The organism is Streptomyces sp. NPDC107538 (genome assembly GCF_055657445.1).
Genome location: NZ_JBVKAY010000006.1, coordinates 438028 through 460614, shown reverse-complemented (window position 1 = coordinate 460614; position 22587 = coordinate 438028). Strand labels below are relative to the sequence as shown.

Annotated in this window: 16 protein-coding genes and 1 tRNA gene; 13 read left to right on the top strand and 4 right to left on the bottom strand. The window is 70.8% G+C overall.

Annotated features, from left to right (window positions below; genetic code table 11):
- Nucleotides 1–123: 123 nt before the first annotated feature.
- The 9 genes from ACZ7MG_RS23640 (at nucleotide 124) to ACZ7MG_RS23600 (ending at nucleotide 11577) form a co-directional block, all read left to right on the top strand.
- A complete protein-coding gene (locus ACZ7MG_RS23640; RefSeq protein ID WP_471383159.1) occupies nucleotides 124–2631 on the top strand; it encodes a PQQ-dependent sugar dehydrogenase in 2508 nt (835 codons plus the stop codon).
- Between the two features lie 9 nt (nucleotides 2632–2640).
- Nucleotides 2641–4068: a ThuA domain-containing protein gene (locus ACZ7MG_RS23635; protein WP_471383158.1), complete on the top strand. Its 1428-nt coding sequence runs from the start codon at nucleotides 2641–2643 to the stop codon at nucleotides 4066–4068.
- Nucleotides 4069–4217: 149 nt separating this feature from the next.
- Complete coding sequence (locus ACZ7MG_RS23630; protein WP_471383991.1) at nucleotides 4218–5384, top strand: inositol-3-phosphate synthase; 1167 nt, start codon at nucleotides 4218–4220, stop codon at nucleotides 5382–5384.
- On the top strand, nucleotides 5381–6292 hold the full coding sequence (locus tag ACZ7MG_RS23625) for a sugar phosphate isomerase/epimerase family protein (protein WP_471383156.1): 912 nt from the start codon (nucleotides 5381–5383) through the stop codon (nucleotides 6290–6292). The genes ACZ7MG_RS23630 and ACZ7MG_RS23625 overlap by 4 nt, the downstream gene beginning before the upstream one ends.
- The gene (locus ACZ7MG_RS23620) at nucleotides 6289–6999 is read left to right on the top strand and encodes an EboA domain-containing protein (RefSeq protein WP_471383155.1); all 711 of its coding nucleotides are present in this window, start codon (nucleotides 6289–6291) and stop codon (nucleotides 6997–6999) included. Before ACZ7MG_RS23625 ends, ACZ7MG_RS23620 begins: the two co-directional genes overlap by 4 nt.
- Nucleotides 6999–7847: a TatD family hydrolase gene (locus tag ACZ7MG_RS23615; RefSeq protein ID WP_471383153.1), complete on the top strand. Its 849-nt coding sequence runs from the start codon at nucleotides 6999–7001 to the stop codon at nucleotides 7845–7847. The genes ACZ7MG_RS23620 and ACZ7MG_RS23615 overlap by 1 nt, the downstream gene beginning before the upstream one ends.
- Before the next feature lie 3 nt (nucleotides 7848–7850).
- Nucleotides 7851–9020: a metabolite traffic protein EboE gene (eboE, locus tag ACZ7MG_RS23610; RefSeq protein ID WP_471383152.1), complete on the top strand. Its 1170-nt coding sequence runs from the start codon at nucleotides 7851–7853 to the stop codon at nucleotides 9018–9020.
- A complete protein-coding gene (locus tag ACZ7MG_RS23605) occupies nucleotides 9017–10429 on the top strand; it encodes a nucleotide pyrophosphatase/phosphodiesterase family protein (protein ID WP_471383151.1) in 1413 nt (470 codons plus the stop codon). Before eboE ends, ACZ7MG_RS23605 begins: the two co-directional genes overlap by 4 nt.
- Nucleotides 10430–10515: 86 nt before the next feature.
- Nucleotides 10516–11577 (top strand): sugar phosphate isomerase/epimerase family protein, encoded by a 1062-nt coding sequence (locus ACZ7MG_RS23600; protein WP_471383149.1) that lies wholly within the window; start codon nucleotides 10516–10518, stop codon nucleotides 11575–11577.
- Between the two features lie 83 nt (nucleotides 11578–11660).
- Here ACZ7MG_RS23600 and ACZ7MG_RS23595 read toward each other — a convergent pair whose 3' ends face one another.
- The 4 genes from ACZ7MG_RS23595 to ACZ7MG_RS23580 all read right to left on the bottom strand — a co-directional run bounded on the left by ACZ7MG_RS23595 (nucleotide 11661) and on the right by ACZ7MG_RS23580 (nucleotide 18243).
- Nucleotides 11661–13049, bottom strand: coding sequence for an OFA family MFS transporter (locus ACZ7MG_RS23595; protein WP_471383147.1), 1389 nt, complete (start codon nucleotides 13047–13049; stop codon nucleotides 11661–11663).
- Nucleotides 13050–13167: 118 nt separating this feature from the next.
- Nucleotides 13168–15312, bottom strand: coding sequence for an acetate--CoA ligase family protein (locus ACZ7MG_RS23590; RefSeq protein WP_471383145.1), 2145 nt, complete (start codon nucleotides 15310–15312; stop codon nucleotides 13168–13170).
- A 3-nt stretch (nucleotides 15313–15315) separates the two neighbouring features.
- Nucleotides 15316–16545 carry a formyl-CoA transferase gene (gene frc / locus ACZ7MG_RS23585; protein WP_471383144.1) on the bottom strand — a complete coding sequence of 410 codons (1230 nt, stop codon included), beginning with the start codon at nucleotides 16543–16545 and terminating at the stop codon, nucleotides 15316–15318.
- Nucleotides 16546–16557: 12 nt separating this feature from the next.
- Nucleotides 16558–18243, bottom strand: coding sequence for a thiamine pyrophosphate-binding protein (locus tag ACZ7MG_RS23580; protein WP_471383142.1), 1686 nt, complete (start codon nucleotides 18241–18243; stop codon nucleotides 16558–16560).
- A 176-nt stretch (nucleotides 18244–18419) separates the two neighbouring features.
- On the opposite strand from ACZ7MG_RS23580, the gene sucC reads away from it, so the two are divergent.
- The 4 genes from sucC to ACZ7MG_RS23560 all read left to right on the top strand — a co-directional run bounded on the left by sucC (nucleotide 18420) and on the right by ACZ7MG_RS23560 (nucleotide 22338).
- The gene (gene sucC / locus ACZ7MG_RS23575) at nucleotides 18420–19550 is read left to right on the top strand and encodes an ADP-forming succinate--CoA ligase subunit beta (protein ID WP_471383140.1); all 1131 of its coding nucleotides are present in this window, start codon (nucleotides 18420–18422) and stop codon (nucleotides 19548–19550) included.
- A gap of 10 nt (nucleotides 19551–19560) precedes the next feature.
- Complete coding sequence (sucD, locus tag ACZ7MG_RS23570) at nucleotides 19561–20445, top strand: succinate--CoA ligase subunit alpha (protein ID WP_471383139.1); 885 nt, start codon at nucleotides 19561–19563, stop codon at nucleotides 20443–20445.
- A gap of 64 nt (nucleotides 20446–20509) precedes the next feature.
- Nucleotides 20510–22075: an aldehyde dehydrogenase family protein gene (locus ACZ7MG_RS23565; protein ID WP_471383138.1), complete on the top strand. Its 1566-nt coding sequence runs from the start codon at nucleotides 20510–20512 to the stop codon at nucleotides 22073–22075.
- A 175-nt stretch (nucleotides 22076–22250) separates the two neighbouring features.
- Nucleotides 22251–22338, top strand: a tRNA-Leu gene (locus tag ACZ7MG_RS23560).
- Nucleotides 22339–22587 lie beyond the last annotated feature (249 nt).

Below are 22587 nucleotides of genomic sequence, written 5' to 3'. Positions count from 1 at the left end.
GAGCCGACCACGAGTAGTCGGCCACGAGTGACGAACCTCTGTCTTCCGGGGTGACGGCGCACCCCGGCGTACCGCACACACCCGTACACCTCCGTACGACCAGCCCCTTACTGGAGGCATTTCGTGCACCCGTACGACGACACCAGACACCCCACCAGCGCCACCAGCCCCTTCAGACGCCGCCGCGTGCGCGGGCCGATCGCCCTGCTGAGCGGACTGCTGCTCGCGGGCGCCTCGCTGTCCCTCACCGCACCGGCGGCGGGCGCGGCCGACGCCGAACCGAAGGTCCCCGCCGCTGCCGCCGAGGACTTCCAGCAGGTCACGCTCGCCAAGGGCGAACCGGAGGTCGGCGAGCCCATGTCGCTCGCCGTCCTCCCCGACCGCTCGGTCCTGCACACCTCGCGCGACGGCGAACTCCGCCTGACCGACGCGGCGGGCAACACCCGGCTCGCGGGCAAGCTCGACGTGTACTCCCATGACGAGGAGGGCCTTCAGGGCATAGGCGTCGACCCGGCTTTCGCCGACAACCGCTTCATCTACCTGTACTACGCGCCCCCGTTGAACACCCCGGCCGGTGACGCCCCCGAGACCGGTACGGCAGCCGACTTCGCGCCCTTCGACGGTGTCAACCGGCTCTCCCGCTTCGTCCTGAAGACCGACGGCACCCTCGACGCCGCCAGCGAGACGAAGATCCTCGACGTCCCGGCCTCCCGGGGCATCTGCTGCCATGTCGGCGGCGACATCGACTTCGACGCGGCGGGCAACCTGTATCTGTCGACGGGCGACGACAGCAACCCGTTCCAGTCGGACGGCTTCACCCCCATCGACGAACGCGCGAACCGCAACCCGGCCTTCGACGCCCAGCGCACCTCCGGCAACACCAACGACCTGCGCGGCAAGATCCTGCGCGTCAAGGTCGCCGCCGACGGTTCGTACTCCGTCCCCGAAGGCAACCTCTTCGCGCCCGGCACGGACAAGACACGCCCCGAGATCTACGCGATGGGCTTCCGCAACCCGTTCCGCTTCAGCGTCGACAAGAAGACCGGCATCCTCTACGTCGGCGAGTACGGCCCCGACGCCGGCGCGGCCAACCCGTCGCGCGGCCCGGCCGGACAGGTCGAGTTCGCCCGGGTGACCAAGCCGGGCAACTTCGGCTGGCCGTACTGCACCGGCAAGAACGACGCCTACGTCGACTACGACTTCGCCACCGGCACCTCGGGCGCCGCCTTCGACTGCGCGGCCCCGAAGAACACCTCGCCCAACAACACCGGCCTCACCGACCTGCCGCCCGCCGAGCCCGCCTGGATCCCGTACAACGGGGCCTCCGTCCCGGAGTTCGGCGACGGCTCCGAGTCCCCCATGGGCGGCCCGGTCTACCACTACGACGCCGCGCTCGACTCCCTGGTGAAGTTCCCCGAGGCGTACGACGGCGACTTCTTCGCCGGTGAGTTCGGCCGCCGCTGGATCAAGCGGATCAGCAGCGACACCGACGGCACCGTCCAGTCGATCGACAACGTGCCCTGGACCGGCACCCAGATCATGGACATGGCCTTCGGCCCGGACGGCGCGCTGTACGTCCTCGACTACGGCATCTCCTGGTTCGGCGGCGACGAGCACTCCGCCCTCTACCGGATCGAGAACGCCACCGACGGCCACTCCCCGGTCGCCGCCGCCACGGCCGACCGCACCTCCGGCCAGGCGAAACTGAAGGTCCGCTTCTCCTCCGAGGGCACCAGCGACCAGGACGGCGACGCCCTCACCTACAGCTGGGACTTCGGCGACGGCTCCACGTCCACGGCCGCGAACCCGAGGCACACCTACAAGAAGAACGGCACCTACACGGCGACCGTGACCGCGAAGGACACCACGGGCCGCACCGGCAGCGCGAGCGTACGGATCGTCGTCGGCAACACCGCGCCCAAGGTAGAGCTGCAACTTCCCGCGGACGGACAGCTGTTCGCCTTCGGGGACGCCGTACCGTTCAAGGTGAAGGTCAGCGACCCGGAGGACGGCCGCCCGATCGACTGCGCCAAGGTCAAGGTCACCTTCATCCTCGGCCACGACAGCCACGGCCACCCGGTGACCTCCGCCAACGGCTGCACCGGCACCATCCAGACCAGCGCCGACGGCGGCCACGACGAGAACGCCAACATCTTCGGGGTCTTCGACGCCGAGTACACCGACGGCGGAGGCGGCGGCCAGGCCCCGCTCACCACCCACGACCAGAACGTGGTCCAGCCCACCCACCGCCAGGCCGAGCACTACGGCGACTCGTCCGGCATCGCGGTGCAGTCCAAGGACACGGCGCACGGCGGCAAGACGGTCGGGGACATCGACAACGGCGACTGGATCTCCTTCGAGCCGTACGTCCTCTCCAACGCCACGAAGGTCACCGCGCGTGTCTCCTCCGGGGGCGCCGGCGGCAAGCTGGAGATCAGGGCGGGCTCCCCGACCGGCCGGGTCCTCGGCAGCACGACCGTGCCGGTGACCGGCGGCTGGGACACCTTCCAGGACGTCACCGCCAACCTCTCCAAGGCCCCGCGCGGCACCACCACGCTCTACCTGGTGTTCAAGGGGACCGGCTCCGGCGGCCTGTTCGACGTGGACGACTTCACCTTCACGAAGCGGTGAGGGGGCGTCATGCCGACGAACCGACGACTGCTGACCGCGCTGGCCGGCGCCGCCCTGCTGATCGGCTGTGTGTCCGGGCCCGCCGTGTCGAATGAGGCGGCCGGCTCCGGGGGCCACGGCGGCCCCGGAGGTCCGGGAGGCTCCGGAGGCCATGAGGACGAACGCCGGGTGCTGGTGTTCTCCAAGACCGCCGGGTTCCGGCACGACTCCATCCCCGAGGGCGTCACGGCCGTGCGCGAACTGGGCGCCGCCCACGGCTTCGCGGTCGACGCCACGGAGGACGGGGGTTCCTTCACCGCCCGCAATCTGCGGCGTTACGACGCGGTCGTGTTTCTCTCGACCACCGGTGACGTCCTGAACGAGGCCCAACAGGGTGCGTTCGAGTGGTACATCAGACGCGGCGGCGCGTACGTCGGCATCCACGCCGCCGCCGACACCGAGTACGACTGGGCCTTCTACGGCGGGCTCGCGGGCGCGTACTTCCAGTCGCACCCCGCGATCCAGCCCGCGACGGTCGACATCGAGGACCACGCCCACCCGGCCACCGCCGGTCTGGGCGCGACCTGGAACCGTACGGACGAGTGGTACAACTACCGCTCCAACCCCCGTGAGCGGGCCCATGTCCTCGCCTCGCTCGACGAGTCGTCGTACAGCGGCGGCACCATGAACGGCGACCATCCGATCGCCTGGTGCCAGAACTACCAGGGCGGCCGCGCCTTCTACACCGGCGGCGGCCACACCAAGGAGTCCTTCGCCGAACCCGCCTTCCGGCAGCATCTGCTGGGCGGCATCCGGTGGGCGATCGGCGAGTCCCAGGCCGACTGCCGGCCGGAGAACGGCTACCGGCCGCTCTTCGACGGCACCGCCGACTCGCTCTCGGCGTGGCGGCAGGCAGGTCCGGGCTCCTTCACCCTGTCCGACGACGGCACGATCACGTCGTCCGGCGGGATGGGCATGCTCTGGTACGCCGGCCGGAGCTTCGGTTCGTACTCGCTGAAGCTCGACTGGCGGATGTCCGGTGCCGCCGGTGACGACAACTCCGGTGTGTTCGTGGGCTTCCCGCCCTCGGACGACCCCTGGTCGGCCGTGAACAACGGCTACGAGGTCCAGATCGACGCCACCGACGTGCCCGAGCGCACCACCGGGTCCGTCTACGGCTTCCGCTCCGCCGATCTCAGAAAGCGCGACCGCGCGCTGAACCCGCCGGGGGAGTGGAACACCTACGAGATCCGGGTGGAGGGCGAGCGTCTCCGCGTCTGGCTCAACGGCGTGAAGATCAACGACTTCACCAACACCGATCCGGTACGGAGCCTGCGCGACGGTCACTTCGGCATCCAGAACCACGGGGCCGACGACCAGGTGTCCTTCCGTGACATCCGGATCAGGGAACTGCCCGCGCGGGCCGCCGACCGGGCGGACTCGCCCCCGGGCGACTGAGCGACGGCGGGCGGGGGACGCCGGACCTCCGCCCGCCGTCTTGTCCCTTTCACCCCATCACTGGCTCGATTCACTGGCTCGGCTCACCGGCTTATCGGCTCACCGGCTCGACGAGGAGGCTGCCCATGTCCGTGTCCATGTCCGTGTCCATGTCCGCGTCCGTGCCCGTGCCCGATTCTCCGCCGGGCGTCGGCGTCTGGCTGATCGGAGCGCGCGGTTCCGTGGCCACCACCGTCGTCGCGGGCTGCGCGGCCGTCGCGGCGGGCCTGCACACCCCGACGGGCATGGTCACCGAGACCCCCCTCTTCACCGGCACCGGCCTCCCGCCGCTGGCCTCCCTCGTCTTCGGCGGCCACGACACGGTCGACTGCCCCCTGCCAAAACGCGCCGAGGCCCTGACCGCCGGGGGCGTCCTGCCGCACGGTCTCCCCGCCGCGATCGCCGCCGAACTGGCCGCCGCCGACCGGGAGATCAGGCCCGGCGGCCCCCTCCCGGGCGACACCCGCACCCCCGACGAACTGATCGCCGCCTTCGCCGCCGACATCGACGACTTCGTACGACGCCGGGGGCTGACCCGAGCCGTGGTGGTGAACGTGGCCTCCACGGAACCCGCCGCCACCGGCGCCGCCCTGCCGCCCAGCTCCCTCTACGCGGCGGCGGCTCTCCGCGCGGGCTGCCCCTACGTGAACTTCACCCCCTCGGCCGGTCTCCACCACCCGGCCCTCGCCTCCCTCGCCGCCGCCTCCGGGCTCCCTCACGCGGGCCGTGACGGCAAGACCGGGCAGACCCTGCTCCGGTCGGTCCTGGGCCCGATGTTCGCCCAGCGGGCGCTCGCCGTCCGGGCCTGGTCCGGCACCAATCTGCTCGGCGGCGGCGACGGTGCCGCCCTCGCCGACCCGGCCGCCGCCGCTGCCAAGAACGCCGGCAAGGAGCGCGTCCTGACCGACAGCCTGGGCGGCACCCCCGAGGGCGAGACCCACATCGACGACGTCCCCGCCCTCGGCGACTGGAAGACCGCCTGGGACCACATCGCCTTCGACGGCTTCCTCGGCACCCGCATGGTCCTCCAGACCACCTGGCAGGGCTGTGACTCGGCGCTCGCCGCGCCCCTGATCCTGGACCTGGCGCGCCTCCTGTCCCGGGCCCACGAGGCAGGCCTCTCCGGCCCCCTGTCCGACCTGGGCTTCTACTTCAAGGACCCGGTGGGGGAGGGCCCGGCGGCACTGGGGGAGCAGTACGCGGCGCTGGCGGGCTTCGCGGAGCGGCTGCGGCGGCAGGACGTCAACGGACCGGAGCAGCGCGAGGAGGCCCGATGAGCCACCCATCCCTCCCCCTCTCCTTCGGCTACGGCACCAACGGCCTCGCCGATCTCCGCCTCGACGACGCCCTCGCCCTCCTCGCCGACCTCGGCTACGACGGCGTCGGCCTGACGCTCGACCACATGCACCTCGACCCGCTCGCCCCGGACCTGGCCGCCCGCACCCGATGCCTCGCGCGGCGGCTCGGCCAGCTCGGGCTGGCCGTCACCGTGGAGACCGGGGCCCGCTATGTCCTGGACCCCCGCCGCAAGCACGGCCCCACGCTGCTGGACCCCGACCCGGACGACCGTGCCCGCCGGGCGGACCTGCTGATCCGTGCCGTACAGGTCGCCGCCGACCTGGGCGCCCACGCCGTGCACTGCTTCAGCGGAGTCACCCCACCCGGCACCGACGAGGACACCGCCTGGAAACGCCTCCCCGACGCGCTCACCCCCGTCCTCGACGCCGCCACCGCCGCCGGCGTCCCCCTCGCGATCGAACCCGAACCCGGTCACCTCCTCGCCACCCTCGCCGACTTCCACCGCCTCCGCGAGGCCCTGGACAGCCCCGCCCTACTCGGCCTCACCCTGGACATCGGCCACTGCCAGTGCCTAGAACCCCTTCCGCCCGCCGACTGCGTCCGCGCCGCCGCGCCCTGGCTGCGGCACGTCCAGATCGAGGACATGCGGCGCGGTGTCCATGAGCATCTGCCGCTGGGCGACGGCGAGATCGACTTCCCGCCCGTGCTGGCGGCCCTGGCCGCCGTCGACTACCGCGCCCTCACCGTCGTCGAACTGCCCCGCCACTCCCACGCCGGCCCCCACTTCGCCGAACGGTCCCTCTCCTTCCTCCACCGATCCCTCCCCAACCCGCCCCCGCCGCACCCCACGGCCAGCCGCACGGTCCCTCCCGGGAGCACCTCGTGATCCACGACCACACCCCGGCCGACCCGACGGCCCGCCCCGCACACCCCGCCCGCACCACCCCCGCCGACCTGCGCCGCCGCCTGAACGCCCATCTCGCGGGCGACGCCCGGGCCTGGCTGGGCCGGGCGCTGGACGAGGCCGCCGACCAGCCGGGCACCCACGGGCCCATCGCCGTCTGGGAGTTGCGTCTCGCCGAGGCGGGCCGCCGCTGCGGTACCGAGCACGCCGACGCCGTCCGCGTCCTGATCCTGCACGCGGCCCGCGCCGACACCGACGCGCTCACCCGGGTCTACCGCCAGGGCACCGCCGACGAACGCCGAGCCGTCCTGCACGCCCTGCCCCACCTCGTGGCCGGCCCCGACGCCGTGCCCCTCGTCGAGGACGCCCTGCGCACCAACGACACCCGCCTGGTCGCCGCGGCCCTCGGCCCGTACGCCGCCCGCCATCTGGCCCCGCACCCCTGGCGGCACGCCGTGCTCAAGTGCCTGTTCACCGGAGTGCGCCTCGACGAGGTCACCGACCTGACCCGACGCGCCCACGGCGACACCGAACTCGCCCGCATGCTCGGCGACTACGCCGAGGAACGCACCGCCGCGGGCCGTCCCGTACCCGAGGACCTGTACCGCGTCCTGGCCCTGACCGCGCCCCCACCGGCCGCCGAGCCCGGCCTCGACGGCAAGGAGTCCAAGGAATCCAAGGAGTCCTGATGCGCATCTTCGATCCCCACATCCACATGACGTCTCGCACCACCGACGACTACGAGGCGATGCGCGGGGCGGGCGTCCGCGCGGTCGTCGAGCCGGCCTTCTGGCTGGGCCAGCCCCGCACCTCGCCCGACTCCTTCGTCGACTACTTCGACTCCCTGCTGGGCTGGGAGCCCTTCCGCGCCGCCCAGCACGGCATCGCCCACCACTGCGCCCTGGCCCTCAACCCCAAGGAGGCCAACGACCCGCGCTGCACACCCGTCCTGGAACGGCTGCCCCGCTATCTGCTCAAGGACCGGGTGGTGGCCGTCGGCGAGATCGGCTACGACTCCATGACCCCGGCCGAGGACCACGCGCTCGAACACCAGCTCCAACTGGCCGCCGACCACGGCCTGCCCGCCCTCGTCCACACCCCGCACCGGGACAAGCTCGCCGGTCTGCGCCGCACCCTCGACGCCGTACGGGCCTCCGCACTGCCCGTCGACCGCGTCCTGCTCGACCACCTCAACGAGACCACCGTCAAGGAGGCCAAGGGCAGCGGCGCCTGGCTCGGCTTCTCCGTCTATCCCGACACCAAGATGGACGAGGAGCGGATGGTCGCCGTCCTCAAGGAGTTCGGCCCGGAGAAGGTGCTGGTCAACTCCGCCGCCGACTGGGGCAGAAGCGACCCCCTGAAGACCCGCCGGGTCGCCGACGCCCTCCTCGCCGCCGGGTTCGACGAGGACGACGTCGACCTGGTGCTGTGGCGCAACCCGGTCGCGTTCTACGGACTCAGCGGCCGGCTCGACCTCGACCCCACCGCCACCGGCCTCACCCACGAGGGCAACAGCATCCTGCGCGGCGGTGAGTGACCCATGCGCTTCCGCCACCCCGACGGCTCCACCGTCCACCTCGCCTACTGCACCAATGTGCACCCGGCCGAGACCCTCGACGGTGTCCTCGCCCAGCTCCGCGACCACTGCGAACCCGTACGCCGCCGCCTCGGCCGCGACCGCCTCGGTATCGGCCTGTGGCTGGCCAGGGACGCCGCCACGGCCCTGGTGACCGACCCGTCCGCGCTGCGCGGTCTGCGCACCGAACTCGACCGGCGCGGCCTGGAGGTCGTCACCCTCAACGGCTTCCCCTATCAGGGCTTCGGCGCCGAAGAGGTCAAGTACCGCGTCTACCGGCCCGACTGGGCCGACCCCAAGCGCCTCGACCACACCACCTCCCTCGCCCGCGTCCTGGCCCGGCTCCTCCCCGACGACGTCACCGAGGGCACCGTCTCCACCCTCCCGCTGGCCTGGCGCACCGCCTACGACGACACCCGCGCCGCCCGGTCCCGCACGGCCCTGCGCACCCTCGCCGAACGCCTCGACGTCGTCGCCGAGCTGACCGGCCGCTCCATCCGGGTCGGCCTGGAACCCGAGCCCGGCTGCACCGTCGAGACCACTGCCGACGCCATCGGCCCGCTGACCGACATCGGCCACGACCGCATCGGGATCTGTGTCGACACCTGCCATCTCGCCACCTCCTTCGAAGACCCGCACACCGCCCTGGACGCGCTCACCCGCGCCGGCGTCCCCGTCGTCAAATCCCAGCTCTCGGCCGCCCTGCACGCCGAACACCCGCACCTCCCCGAGGTCCGCGAAGCCCTCGCCGCCTTCGACGAACCCCGCTTCCTGCACCAGACCCGCACCTCCACCGCCGCCGGTCTGCGCGGCACCGACGACCTCGGCGAGGCCCTCGGCGGCGACGCCCTGCCCGACGCCTCCCCCTGGCGCGCCCACTTCCACGTCCCGCTCCACGCGGCCCCCGCCGAACCCCTCACCTCCACCCTCCCGGTCCTCAAAGCCGCCCTCACCCATCTGGTGGGCGGCGCGCACCCCGTCACCCGCCATCTGGAGGTCGAGACCTACACCTGGCAGGCCCTGCCGACCGAGCTGCGCCCCAGCACCCGCGCCCAGCTCGCCGACGGCATCGCCGCCGAACTCGCCCTCGCCCGCGACCTGTTGACGGACCTCGGCCTCAAGGAGCTGCCATGAACCCCGAGGCCGCCACGACCCCGCCACCCGAAGCCGGGCCCACTCCTCTCCTCGTCCTGGACGTCGTCGGCCTCACCCCGCGTCTCCTCGACCACATGCCCCACCTCAAGGCCCTCGGACAGTCCGGCTCCCGCGCCCCGCTCGGCACCGTCCTGCCCGCCGTCACCTGCGCCGCCCAGTCCACGTTCCTCACCGGCACGCTCCCCGCCGAGCACGGCATCGTCGGCAACGGCTGGTACTTCCGTGAACTCGGCGACGTCCTGCTGTGGCGCCAGCACAACGGTCTCGTCGCCGGGGACAAACTCTGGGACGCCGCCCGCCGCGTCCACCCCGGCTACACGGTCGCCAATATCTGCTGGTGGTACGCCATGGGCGCCGACACCGACATCACCGTCACCCCCCGTCCGATCTACTACTCCGACGGCCGCAAGGAACCCGACTGCTACACCCGGCCCCCGGCCCTGCACCACGAACTCACCGCGAAACTCGGCACGTTCCCCCTGTTCCACTTCTGGGGACCGGGCGCCGACCTGGTCTCCAGCCGCTGGATCATCGACGCGACCCGCCACATCGTCCGCACCCGCCGCCCCGACCTGGCGCTCTGCTACCTCCCCCACCTCGACTACGACCTGCAGCGCTACGGCCCCGACGACCCGCGCTCCCTCAAGGCCGCCGCCGACCTCGACAAGGCCGTGGCGTCCCTGCTCGACGACGCCCGCGCGGAGGGCCGTACCGTCGTCGCGCTCTCCGAGTACGGCATCACCCGCGCCGAACGGCCCGTCGACATCAACCGCGCCCTGCGCCGCGCCGGCCTCCTCGACGTGCACACCCAGGACGGCATGGAGTACCTGGACCCGATGGCCTCACGGGCCTTCGCGGTCGCCGACCACCAGATCGCCCATGTCTATGTACGCCGCCCCGAGGACCTGGACGCCACCAGGGAGGCCCTCGCGGACCTGCCCGGGATCGGTCAACTCCTCGACGACGAGGGCAAGAAGGCCCATCACCTCGACCATCCGCGCTCCGGCGAGTTCGTCGCCGTCGCGGAGCCGGACGCCTGGTTCACGTACTACTACTGGCTCGACGACGACCGCGCGCCCGACTTCGCGCGACTGGTCGAGATCCATCGCAAACCCGGCTACGACCCGGTCGAGCTGTTCATGGACCCGCTCGACCCGCTGGTGAAGCTCAAGGCGGCCACGGCACTGGCCCGCAAGAAACTGGGGCTGCGCTACCGCATGGCGGTCGTGCCGCTGGACCCCTCGCCTATTCGAGGCAGCCACGGCCGCCTTCCCGCGAGCGACGACGACGGTCCGCTCATCATCTGCTCCACCCCCCGAGCCGTCGGTGACCGTGTGGCGGCCACCGATGTGAAAGCACTCCTGCTCCGACTTGCCGGTCTCTCCTGACCGGTGCCCAGGACCCAGAGGTCCTGACTGGTCACAAGTGAAGCACTCACCACTGACAACGCCCGCCCACCCGGAGGAGTTCCAGCATGAGCCGCACGCACCAGCCCGATCCCGAACTCACCCACCGCCTCAGCAGACGAGGCATGCTCGGCGTGGCCGCAGGCGCCACCGTCGCCGCCCTGCTGGGCGCGGCGGCCCCGGCGCAGGCCGCCGCCGGCACCGAGGCCGCGACCGCCACCGGAGCCACGGGCAAGGGCCGGGGCCGGGGCCGCCCCGTCCTGCCGCCCGGCCGGCTCGGCATCCAGCTCTACAGCCTGCGCGACAAGGTCTCCACCCTCGGCTTCGCCCCCGTCTTCGCCGAGCTGGAGAAGTACGGCTACGACGAGGTCGAGTTCGCCGGCTACACCCAGGGCTCGGCGGGCGCCATCACCCTCAAACAACTGAAGCGGCTGGCGCGCGACCACGGCCTGAACCCGATCGGCAGCCACGTCGGCTACTACGCGAGCGACCCGAACGCGTACACCTTCGCCCAGAACCTCACCAAGGTCCTCGACGATGCCCAGGCCCTCGGCCTCAAGCACATCGGCACCGCCGCCGGCCCCTTCCGCTACGGCACGACCGTCGACGCGATGAAGCGGGCCGCGCACGAGTTCAACACCTACGGCGCGGCGGCCCGGGCGCGCGGCATGAAGTTCTACCAGCACAACCACTCCGAGGAGTTCTCCTTCGCCACCGACGACCCCAAGGTGCGCCTCTACGACGTACTGCTCCGTGAGACCGACCCCGACCTCGTCTTCCTGGAGATGGACATCTTCTGGGCGTACGTGGCCCAGTTCCGCTTCTCCAAGCGGCCCGACGGCACCGCCGCGCCGTTCGAGCCGCTCGACTACGTCGTGCGCCGCCCGGACCGCTACCCGCTGTTCCACGTCAAGGACGGCGAGAGCGACCCGTCCAACCCGTTCGGCTACCGCATGACGGACGTCGGCGACGGCGACATCAACTACCAGAAGTTCATCTCGGCCGTCAACGATCTGAAGGGTTCCCGACGCGCCCACCACTGGCAGGCCGAACACGACAACCCCGCCGAGTCCTTCACCTTCGCCCGCCGCTCCAGCGAGCATCTGCACTCGCTGCGGGAGAAGTGCTGACCGGCTCGGACGACGACGGCAGCAGGCGGCCGCCCCGTGGTGCGGGACCACGGGGCGGCCGCCTGCTGCCGTACGCGAAGGCGTCAGGCCACTTCGTCACCGAGCGGACGGGGGTTGGGAGTGATGTGCCGGTCACGGGGCCGCCCCGGCGGGTGCAGGAACACGGCCACACAGCCGGCGAACAGGGAGATCGAACCGGCCAGCACGAAGGCACCGGAGTAGTCCCAGGCGGAGACCACGACCGCGCCCATGCCGGAGCCGAGCAGACCCGACACCAGCTTCGACGAGTACACCAGGCCGTAGTTGGAGGCGTTGTTGTTCTCACCGAAGTAGTCCGCGGTCATCGCGGCGAACATCGGGAAGATCGCGCCGCCGCCGAAGCCGGAGATGGAGGAGAACAGCAGGAAGAGCGGCAGATTGCCGATGTTCCCGGAGAACAGGATGCCGTACTGCGAAAGACCGAGGACGATGCAGACGAAGATCAGGCACTGCTTGCGGCCGTACCGGTCGGACAGCCAGCCGATGACACCGCGGCCGGTGCCGTTGACGATCGCCTTCAGGGACATCGCGGTCGCCACGATGCCGCCCGCGAAGCCCGCCTCGTCACCGAAGGGTACCTGGAAGGCGATACCGAAGATGTTCACACCCGAGGTGCACAGCAGACAGAACCACATGAGGGCCACCCGGCCCGTTTTCCACGCCTCCCTGGGGGTGTACTGGTGCACGGCGGGCGGGTTCTTCTCCATCGCGCGCCGGGCGCGCGCGTCGGTGGGCTTCTTCAGCGGGTCGACCGCGGACGGCCACCAGTTCTTCGGCGGGTCCCGGAAGAAGTAGCCCGCCACCGCCACGACGGAGGCCAGGAAGACACCCACCGCGACGAGCACCCAGCGGAAGTTCGTCAGGTCCATGTAGCCGGTGAAGATGAAGACGAACGGCACCGAACCGTAGGCGAAACCACCGTTCACGAAGCCGGTCTTGCCGCCCTTGCGCTCCGGATACCACTTGGCGACCATGTTCACGCAGGTCGCGTAGACCATGCCAGCGCCCATGCCGCTGAACATGCCGAAGCCGATGTAGGCGACGATCACATGCGGTGCGAACGCCAGGGAGAGATAGCCGAGCAGCGTGCCGACGGCACCGAACATCATGGCCCAGCGGGCCGGGAGTTTGCCGCTCTCCCGCAGCTTTCCGGCGGGAAAGGCGACGGCCGCCTGGAAGAACACCCAGACGCCCAGCATCCAGAAGATGTGCGCGCTGCTCCAGCTGTGCGCCGTGTGCAGCGTGTCCTCGGCGGACGCGAACGCGTACTCCGCCGAACTGATGCCCATCATGCCCACCCACGGCAGGATGACCATCCACTTGCGTTTGCGCCCCATGATGTCCAGGTCGGACTCGCCGATCCGGTACATCCGGCCGTTGGCGTCCGTCACCTCCCGGTAGGGGACGGGTGTGGAGATGTCAGTTGTTGCCATGTCGATCGAACCCTCCGCGTGGAAGAAGTCTGGCCAGCGCCCCCTGTCCGTGCTTCTTTGCGCCGGGGCCCGCGGTGAGCGGTCGCCGCGGGCCCCGTGGTTCGAGCCGTCGCTCAGCTCATCGGCCGCCCCCCAACAACCCGGCCGCCCGCGCCCAGCGATACTTCGCGCCGAGCACCGCCACCGGCTTCTCGGTCGTGTACGGGTACGCCACGACCCCCCGCTCGAAGAGGTACTGGCAGGCATCCTCCACCTCGACGTCGCCCGCGAGCGACGCCACGACGGGCTTCTCGATGCCCCGCTCCCGGAACTCGGCCACCACGCGCGCGGTGAGCTCCGCGAAGACCATCGGGGGAGTGACGATGGTGTGCCAGTAGCCGAGGACCAGCGCGTGGATACGCGGGTCCTCCAGACCCAGCCGGATCGTCGCCTCGTACGTCGACGGCGGCTCGCCGCCGGTGATGTCAACGGGGTTGCCGGCGGCGCCGAACGGCGGGATGAACTCGCGGAAGGACGCGTCCAGGTCCGGCGGGATCTCCATCAGGGTCAGCCCGTTGTCGGTCACCGCGTCGGAGAGCAGCACACCACTGCCACCGGCGCCCGTGATGATCACGACGTTGTCGCCCCGGGGAGCCGGAAGCACCGGCAACGCGCGCGCGTACTCCAGCATGTCGTTCAGCCCGGGCGCCCTGATGACACCCGCCTGCTTCAGGATGTCCTCGTACACGGCGTCGTCGCCGGCCAGCGCGCCCGTGTGGGAGCCCGCCGCCTTCGCCCCGGCCGCCGTACGGCCCGCCTTGAGGACCACGACCGGCTTCTTGGGGACGGTCGCTCGCGCGGCCTCCACGAAGGCCCGCCCGTCCTTGAGGTCCTCCAGGTGCATCGCGATGCACTCGGTGTGCGGGTCCTCGCCGAACCAGGTCAGCAGATCGTCCTCGTCCAGGTCCGACTTGTTGCCGAGCCCCACGATCGCCGACACACCCGTCTTCGTGGTCCGCGCGAAGCCCAGGATGGCCATCCCGATCCCGCCGGACTGCGAGGTCAGCGCCACCCCGCCCTTGACGTCGTACGGCGTGCAGAACGTGGCGCAGAGGTCCTGCCAGGTCGAGTAGTAGCCGTAGATGTTCGGCCCGAGCAGCCGGACGCCGTGCCGCTCGGCGATCGCCACGATCTCGTCCTGGAGTTCGTGCTCGCCGGTCTCCGCGAAGCCCGACGGGATCAGTACGGCGTTGGGGACGCCCTTGCGGCCCACCTCCTCCAGCGCCGCGGCCACGAACTTGGCGGGGATCGCGAAGACCGCCACATCCACCTCACCGGGAACGTCCGTGACACTTTTGTACGCCTTGCGGCCCAGAATGTCATCGGCCTTGGGGTTCACCGGATGGATCTCCCCGGCGAAACCCCCGTCGATGAGGTTGCGCATCACCGAATTGCCGATCTTGCCCTGCTCGTTGGAGGCACCGATCACGGCCACCGACGAGGGCTGCATCAGCCGGCGCATCGACGTCAGGATCTCGTCCCGCGTGTACGTGCGCCTCGGCTTCGGCACGGACTCCGCGAGGATCACCCGGATGTCCGCCGCGACCGCCCCCTCCGGGGTCGCGATCACCGGGTTGAGGTCCACCTCGGCTATCTCCGGGAAGTCCGCGACCAGTTCGGAGACCCGGCGGATCTGTTCGGCGATCGCCCACCGGTCCACCGGGGCCGCGCCGCGCACCCCGCGCAGGATCTCCGCCGCGCGGATCGAGTCCAGCATGGAGAGCGCCTCGTCCGCGTCGACCGGTGCGAGCCGGAACGTCACGTCCTTGAGGACCTCCACCAGCACACCGCCGAGCCCGAACGCGACGACTTTCCCGAACGTCTGGTCGGTGACCGCCCCGACGATGACCTCCTGCCCCTTCGGCAGCAGCTCCTGCACCTGGACACCCTCGATCCGGGCGTCCGGCGCGTACGCGCGCGCGTTGTCGACGATCGTGTGGAACGCGGCCCGTACGTCACCCGCGCCCTCCACTCCGACGATCACACCGCCCGCGTCGGTCTTGTGGAGGATGTCCGGCGACACGATCTTCATGACCACCGGCCCGCCGAAGCGCGCCGCGAACGACACGGCCTCGTCGACGTCCCGCGCCAACTCCTCGCCGGGTACGGCGATCCCGTACGCGTCGGCGATCACCTTGCCCTCGGGGGCGGTCAGCGCGCTCCGGCCCTCGGCCCGTACGGCGTCGAGCAGCGTGCGCACCCTCAGCACCCGGTCTTCGGCCATCAATCAGATCACTCCGTTCGACTTGAGCAGGCGCAGCTCCTCGTCGCCGAGCCCCAGCTCACCGACGTAGACCTCTTCGTTGTGCTCGCCGAGCAGCGGTGAACTGGTCACGTCCACGGGGGAGTCGGACAGCTTCAGCGGGCTGCCGACGGTGACGAAGTCGCCGCGCTCGGGGTGTGGGACGGTGACGACCATCTCGTTGGAGACCAGGGACTCGTCCTCGATGATCTCCTTGGTGGAGAGGATCGGCCCGCACGGGATGTTGTGGGCGTTGAGCCGCTCCAGCACCTCCCACTTGGGCAGGGTGGACGACCACTCCTCGATCAGCTGGAACATCTTGTTGAGCTTGGGCAGCCGGGCCTCGGGGGTCGCCCACTCGGGGTCGTCCGCCAGTTCGGGCCGGCCGATCAGCTCGCTCATCGGCTGCCAGCCCACGGGCTGCACGATCACGTAGACGTAGTCGTTGGGGCCGCCCGGCGCGCACTTCACGGCCCAGCCGGGCTGACCGCCGCCGGACGCGTTTCCGGACCTGGGAACCTCGTCGCCGAAGTCGTCGTTGGGATATTCACGGAGCGGGCCATGTGCCAGTCGCTGCTGATCCCTCAGCTTCACCCGGCAGAGGTTGAGGACGGCATGCTGCATGGCCACATTGACCCGCTGGCCACGCCCGGTGTTCTCCCGCTGGTACAGCGCCGCGAGAATCCCCGCCACGGCGTGGATGCCCGTGCCCGAGTCCCCGATCTGGGCCCCCGTCGCCAGCGGCGGCCCGTCCTCGAAGCCCGTGGTCGCCATGGACCCGCCCATGGCCTGAGCGACGACCTCGTACGCCTTGAAGTTGGTGTACGGACCGTCCCCGAACCCCTTGATGGAGGCATAGACGATACGCGGATTGATCTCCTGGATACGGTCCCAGGTGAAGCCCATCCGGTCGACCGCGCCCGGTCCGAAGTTCTCGACCATGACGTCCGAGCGCCGGATCAGCTCGGTGAGGATCTCCTTGCCGCGCTCGGTCTTGGTGTTGAGGGTGATGCTCCGCTTGTTGCAGTTGAGCATCGTGAAGTAGAGGGAGTCGACGTCCGGGAGGTCGCGCAGCTGATTGCGCGTGATGTCCCCGGTCGGCGCCTCCAGCTTCACCACGTCCGCGCCGAGCCAGGCGAGGAGTTGGGTGGCGGACGGGCCGGACTGGACGTGCGTCATGTCGAGGACGCGGATGCCTTCGAGAGCCTTGGTCATGCCGAGGTCACCTCACTTGTACATCGTCTGGTTCATGGTTCCGGGGGCGTACGCGTCCGGGTCGACCCAGACGTTGATGAGCGACGGCTTGCCCGACTCGCGGGCGCGCCGGAGCGCGGGGCCGATGTCGGCGGGGTCGCGGACCTCCTCGCCGTGACCGCCCAGCATCTGGGCGAACTTGTCGTAGTGCACGTCGCCGAGGGTGTTGCCGATCCGCTCACGCTCCAGGCCGTACTTCTGGGCCTGGCCGTAACGGATCTGGTTCATGGAGGAGTTGTTGCCGATGATCCCGACGAAGGGGAGGTCGTAGCGGACGAGGGTCTCGAAGTCCCAGCCGGTGAGGGAGAAGGCGCCGTCACCGAAGAGGGCCACCACCTCCTTGTCGGGCCGCGCCTTCTTCGCGGCGAGCACGAAGGGGACGCCGACGCCGAGCGTGCCGAGGGGCCCCGGGTCCATCCAGTGCCCGGGTGACTTGGGCTGCACGACCTGACCGGAGAAGGTGACGATGTCGCCGCCGTCGCCGATGTAGATCGAGTCCTCGGTGAGGAAGTCGTTGATCTCGCTGACCAGCCGGTAGGGGTGGATCGGCGAGGCGTCGGACTTCAGGCTGGGCAGCCGCTTCTCGATGGCCACCTGCTCGGCGGCGCGCAGCTCGTCGAGCCACTCCTTGCGCCTCGACGCGCCCCCGTTGACGCGTCCGGAAGCCGCCTCCGTCACCGACTTGAGCACGAGGCCCGCGTCGCCGACGATCCCGAGGTCGATGTCGCGGTTCTTGCCGACGGTCCGGTAGTCGAGGTCGACCTGGACGACGGTCGCGTCCGGCGACAGCCGCTTGCCGTAGCCCATGCGGAAGTCGAAGGGCGTACCGACGATGACGATGACATCGGCGTTCGAGAAGGCGTAGCGGCGGGAGAGCTGGAAGTGGTGCGGGTCGCCGGGCGGGAGGGTGCCGCGTCCCGCGCCGTTCATGTAGGCCGGGATGTTGAGCGTGCGCACCAGCTCGATGGCGGACTCGGTGCCCCGGGTCGTCCACACCTGGCTGCCCAGCAGGATTGCGGGCTTCTCGGCGTGCACGAGCAGATCGGCGAGCTTCTCGATGGCCTCGGGGTCGCCGGCCGAGCGGGTCGAGGCCCGGTAGGCGCCGGCCTTCGGCACGCGTGCCTTCTCCACGGGCACCTTGGCGTCGAGGACGTCACGCGGGATCTCCAGGAAGGAGGGGCCGGGGGCGCCGTGGTAGCACTCACGGAACGCCATCGACACCATGTCGGCGGCGCGGGCCGTGTCCGGCACGGTCGCCGCGAACTTGGTGATCGGCGTCATCATGTCGACGTGCGGCAGGTCCTGGAGGGATCCCATCTTGTGCTGGGTGTGCGCGCCCTGGCCGCCGATCAGCAGCATCGGGGACTCCGCGCGGAAGGCGTTGGCGACACCGGTGACGGCGTCGGTCGTACCGGGGCCGGCGGTGACGACCGCGCAGCCGGGCTTGCCGGTGATCCGGGCGTAGCCGTCGGCGGCGTGGGCGGCGACCTGCTCGTGGCGTACGTCGACGACCTCGATGCCCTCGTCGACGCAGCCGTCGTAGATGTCGATGATGTGGCCGCCGCACAGGGTGTAGATGACCTCCACACCCTCCGCTTTGAGTGCCTTGGCGACGAGGTGACCACCGGAGATGAGTTCCTGGCTGTTGCCGTCGGGCATGGCGAAGTCCTGTCCCTTCGTAGGGTTTTCGAGGGGTTTGCACGGGGTCTTCGTAGGGGTCGGAGCGCTCTCGCGGTTGATTGCATACAGTCGACGAATACTGTATGAAGCTTGTTATCCCGCATCCGGTGGGTGGTGTCCAGGGGGCGTGCGGTACTTTTGAGTCAGGAGCCGGAATGGACCTTTTCGAGCACCAGGCAAGGGAACTCTTCGAGGAACACGGCATCGCGGTGCCACGGGCCGAGGTCACCGACTCGCCCAAGGAGGCCCGCGAGATCGCCCGCAGGCTGGGCGGACGCGTCGTCGTCAAGGCACAGGTGAAGACCGGCGGGCGCGGCAAGGCGGGCGGGGTGAAGCTCGCCGCCGACCCCGCCGCCACCGAACTGACGGCACGGCAGATCCTCGGCATGGACATCAAGGGCCACACCGTCCGCACGGTGATGGTCGCCGAACCCGTCGCGATCGAGAGCGAGTTCTACGTCTCGTACGTCCTCGACCGAGCCGCCGGCCGCTTCCTCGCCATCGCCTCGGCCGAGGGCGGCATGGACATCGAGGAGGTGGCGGCGACCCGGCCGGAGGCGGTGGCCCGTATCCCCGTCGACCCTGTGGAGGGCGTGACCTCGGCGAAGGCGGCCGAGATCGCCGACGCGGCGGGCCTGCCCCCGCAGACCGTCGACGTCCTCGTACGGCTCTGGCAGGTACTGACCCGGGAGGACGCCCTCCTCGTCGAGGTCAACCCCCTCGTCCGCACCGAACAGGGCCGGATCCTCGCCCTGGACGGCAAGGTCACCCTCGACGACAACGCCAGCTTCCGGCAGCGGCGTTGGGGCGACGAGGGCTTCGCGCACGACGACCCGCTGGAGGCGGCTGCGGCGGCCAAGGGCCTCAACTACGTGAAGCTGGACGGCGAGGTCGGTGTCATCGGCAACGGCGCCGGACTCGTCATGTCCACCCTCGACGTCGTGGCGGGCTGCGGTGCGCGCCCGGCCAACTTCCTCGACATCGGCGGCGGCGCCTCCGCCCAGATCATGGCCGATGGCCTCTCCGTCATCCTCTCCGACCCCGACGTCAAGTCCGTCCTCGTCAACGTCTTCGGCGGGATCACCGCCTGCGACGCCGTCGCCGACGGCATCGTACGAGCCCTGGACAGCGTCCAGTTGACCAAACCGCTGGTGGTCCGTCTCGACGGCAACAACGCCGTACGCGGCCGGGCGATCCTCGACGGCCGCGATCATCCGCTCGTCCACCAGGCCACCACCATGGACGGCGCCGCGCGCCGCGCCGCCGACCTCGCCCACGCGAACTGAGGAGCCGGACATGGCCATCTACCTCACCAAGGAGAGCAAGGTCCTCGTCCAGGGCATGACCGGCGGCGAGGGCATGAAGCACACCCGCCGGATGCTCGCGGCCGGCACGAACGTCGTCGGCGGCGTCAACCCCCGCAAGGCGGGCCGGACGATCGACTTCGACGACCGTGCCGTCCCCGTCTTCGGCTCGGTCGCCGAGGGCATCGAGGTCACCGGCGCCGACGTCAGCGTCGTCTTCGTCCCGCCCGCCTTCGCCAAGGCGGCCGTCACCGAGGCCGCCGACGCCGGCATCGGCCTCGCCGTCGTCATCACCGAGGGCATCCCCGTCCACGACTCCGTCGCCTTCACGGCGTACGCGCGGGCCAAGGGCACCCGGATCGTCGGACCCAACTGCCCCGGACTGATCACCCCCGGCCAGTCCAACGCGGGCATCATCCCCGCCGACATCACCAAGCCGGGACGGATCGGCCTGGTCTCCAAGTCCGGCACCCTCACCTACCAACTCATGTACGAACTCCGGGACATCGGGTTCTCCACCTGTGTCGGCATCGGCGGCGACCCCGTCGTCGGCACCACCCACATCGACTGCCTCGCCGCCTTCCAGGACGACCCCGACACCGAACTCATCGTCCTCATCGGCGAGATCGGCGGCGACGCGGAGGAACGGGCCGCCGCGTACGTCCGCGACCACGTCACCAAGCCCGTCGTCGGCTACATCGCCGGGTTCACGGCCCCCGAGGGCAAGACGATGGGCCACGCCGGCGCGATCGTCTCCGGCTCCTCCGGCACCGCGCGGGCCAAGAAGGAGGCGCTGGAAGCGGTCGGGGTGCGGGTCGGCGGTACGCCCACGGAGACGGCCCGGCTGGTGCTGGCCGCGCTGGAGGACGCGGCCTGACCGCACGCGAGGCCGGCGACAGACACACCCCCGCCCCCGACTGTGCACCGAGAGCGGAGAAACCATGGCACCACCCACCCTCACCGCCCCCTTGACCCTCAAATCCGGCACCGCCTGGACCGACGCCTGGCAGCACTGTCTCGCCGTCGCCCCCGAGGCCTTCCGGGACGACCGTGTCCTCAACCTCTGGAACGGCGCCTGGCAGGCCGACGGCCGGGTGCTGCCCGCCACCAGCCCCGTCGACGGCAGTCCCGTCGCCGGCCCGCCCCGCCTGGACGGCACCACCGCGCACCGGGCGGTACGGGCCGCCCTCGACCAGCACCGCGCCTGGCGCCACGTCCCCCTCGACGAACGCCGTGCCCGGGTCGCCGCCACCCTCGACGCCCTCACCCGGCACCGCGAACTGCTCGCCCTGCTCCTCGTCTGGGAGATCGGCAAACCCTGGCGGCTGGCGCAGGCCGACGTGGACCGGGCCATCGACGGCGTCCGCTGGTACGTGGACGGCATCGAACCCATGGTCGAAGGGCGCGTCCCCCTCGACGGCCCGGTCTCCAACATCGCCAGCTGGAACTACCCGATGAGCGTGCTCGTCCACGCGATGCTGGTCCAGGCGCTGGCGGGCAACGCGGTCATCGCCAAGACCCCGACCGACGGCGGCGTCGCCTGCCTCACCCTCGCCAGTGCGCTCGCCGCCCGCGAGGGCATCCCCGTCACCCTCGTCAGCGGCGGCGGACGCGACCTGTCCGAGGCGCTGGTCAGGGCCCCCGAGATCGGCTGCGTCTCCTTCGTCGGCGGCCGCGACACCGGCGCCGCGGTCGCCACCGCAGTCGCCGACCTGGGCAAACGCCATGTCCTGGAACAGGAGGGCCTGAACACCTGGGGCATCTGGAACCACACCGACTGGGACACCCTCACCGCCGTCATCCCCAAACTCTTCGACTACGGCAAGCAGCGCTGCACGGCCTACCCGCGCTTCGTCGTCCAGCGCGAACTGTTCGACGAGTTCCTCGCCGCCTACCTCCCGGCCGTCCGCACCCTCCGCGTCGGCCACCCGCTGGCCGTGGAGCACCCCGACGACCCGTACCCGAAGCTGGACTTCGGTCCCCTCATCAACGCGGCCAAGGCCAAGGAACTGACCGACCAGGTCGCCGAGGCCGTCGACCGGGGCGCCGTCCCCCTCCACCGGGGCGGGCTCTCCGCCGCGCGCTTCCTGCCCGGCCAGGACACCGGCGCGTACGTCCAGCCCGTCACCCTCCTCAACCCGCCCCCGTCCTCCCCGCTGCACCACGCGGAACCCTTCGGCCCGGTCGACACGATCGTCCTCGTCGACACCGAGGCCGAACTGCTCGCCGCGATGAACGCCTCGAACGGCGCGCTCGTCGCCACCCTGTCCACCGACGACCGGGCCACCTACGAGCGGCTGGCACCCCAGATCCGGGCGTTCAAGGTCGGCCACGGCACACCCCGCTCGCGCGGCGACCGCGACGAGCTCTTCGGCGGCTTCGGCGCGTCCTGGCGGGGGGCCTTCGTCGGCGGCGAACTGCTGGTGAAGGCCGTCACCCACGGCCCGCCGGGGGAGCGGCTGCCGGGCAACTTCCCCGAGTACCACCTCATGCCGTCCGCGGCCTGACATGGCCGGATCGTGACCGTCCCCTCACCCCCGGTGAGGGGACGCGAAACCCGCGCGCCGGGCCCCGCGCGACCCCGTCCGGGGCCCGGATATGCAGGTGAAGGGCACCCCGAAAGCTTGGTATTGTTGTCCATGTCGCCGCCGGGAACACTCCCGGCCAGGCGGCAGACACCTGGTCCGGGTGGCGGAATGGCAGACGCGCTAGCTTGAGGTGCTAGTGCCCTTTATCGGGCGTGGGGGTTCAAGTCCCCCCTCGGACACCACACAGATCGACAACGACCCCATCACCGGTTTCCGGTCGATGGGGTTCTTCGTTGTCGCCGGGATGAAAAATACGATGCCTCGGCCCCGATCTTCTCCCTAGACTCGCCCCACCGAACGACGAGAGAGGGGAGCCCGGCCATGCGTGAGCGCACCGCTGTCGTCGTTCCCCGTTCCCTGTACGAGGTGATCCTCGTGTCCTCGTCCGGCCGGTGCCCGCTGCGCGGCCGGTACCGGATGCCCGTGACGTA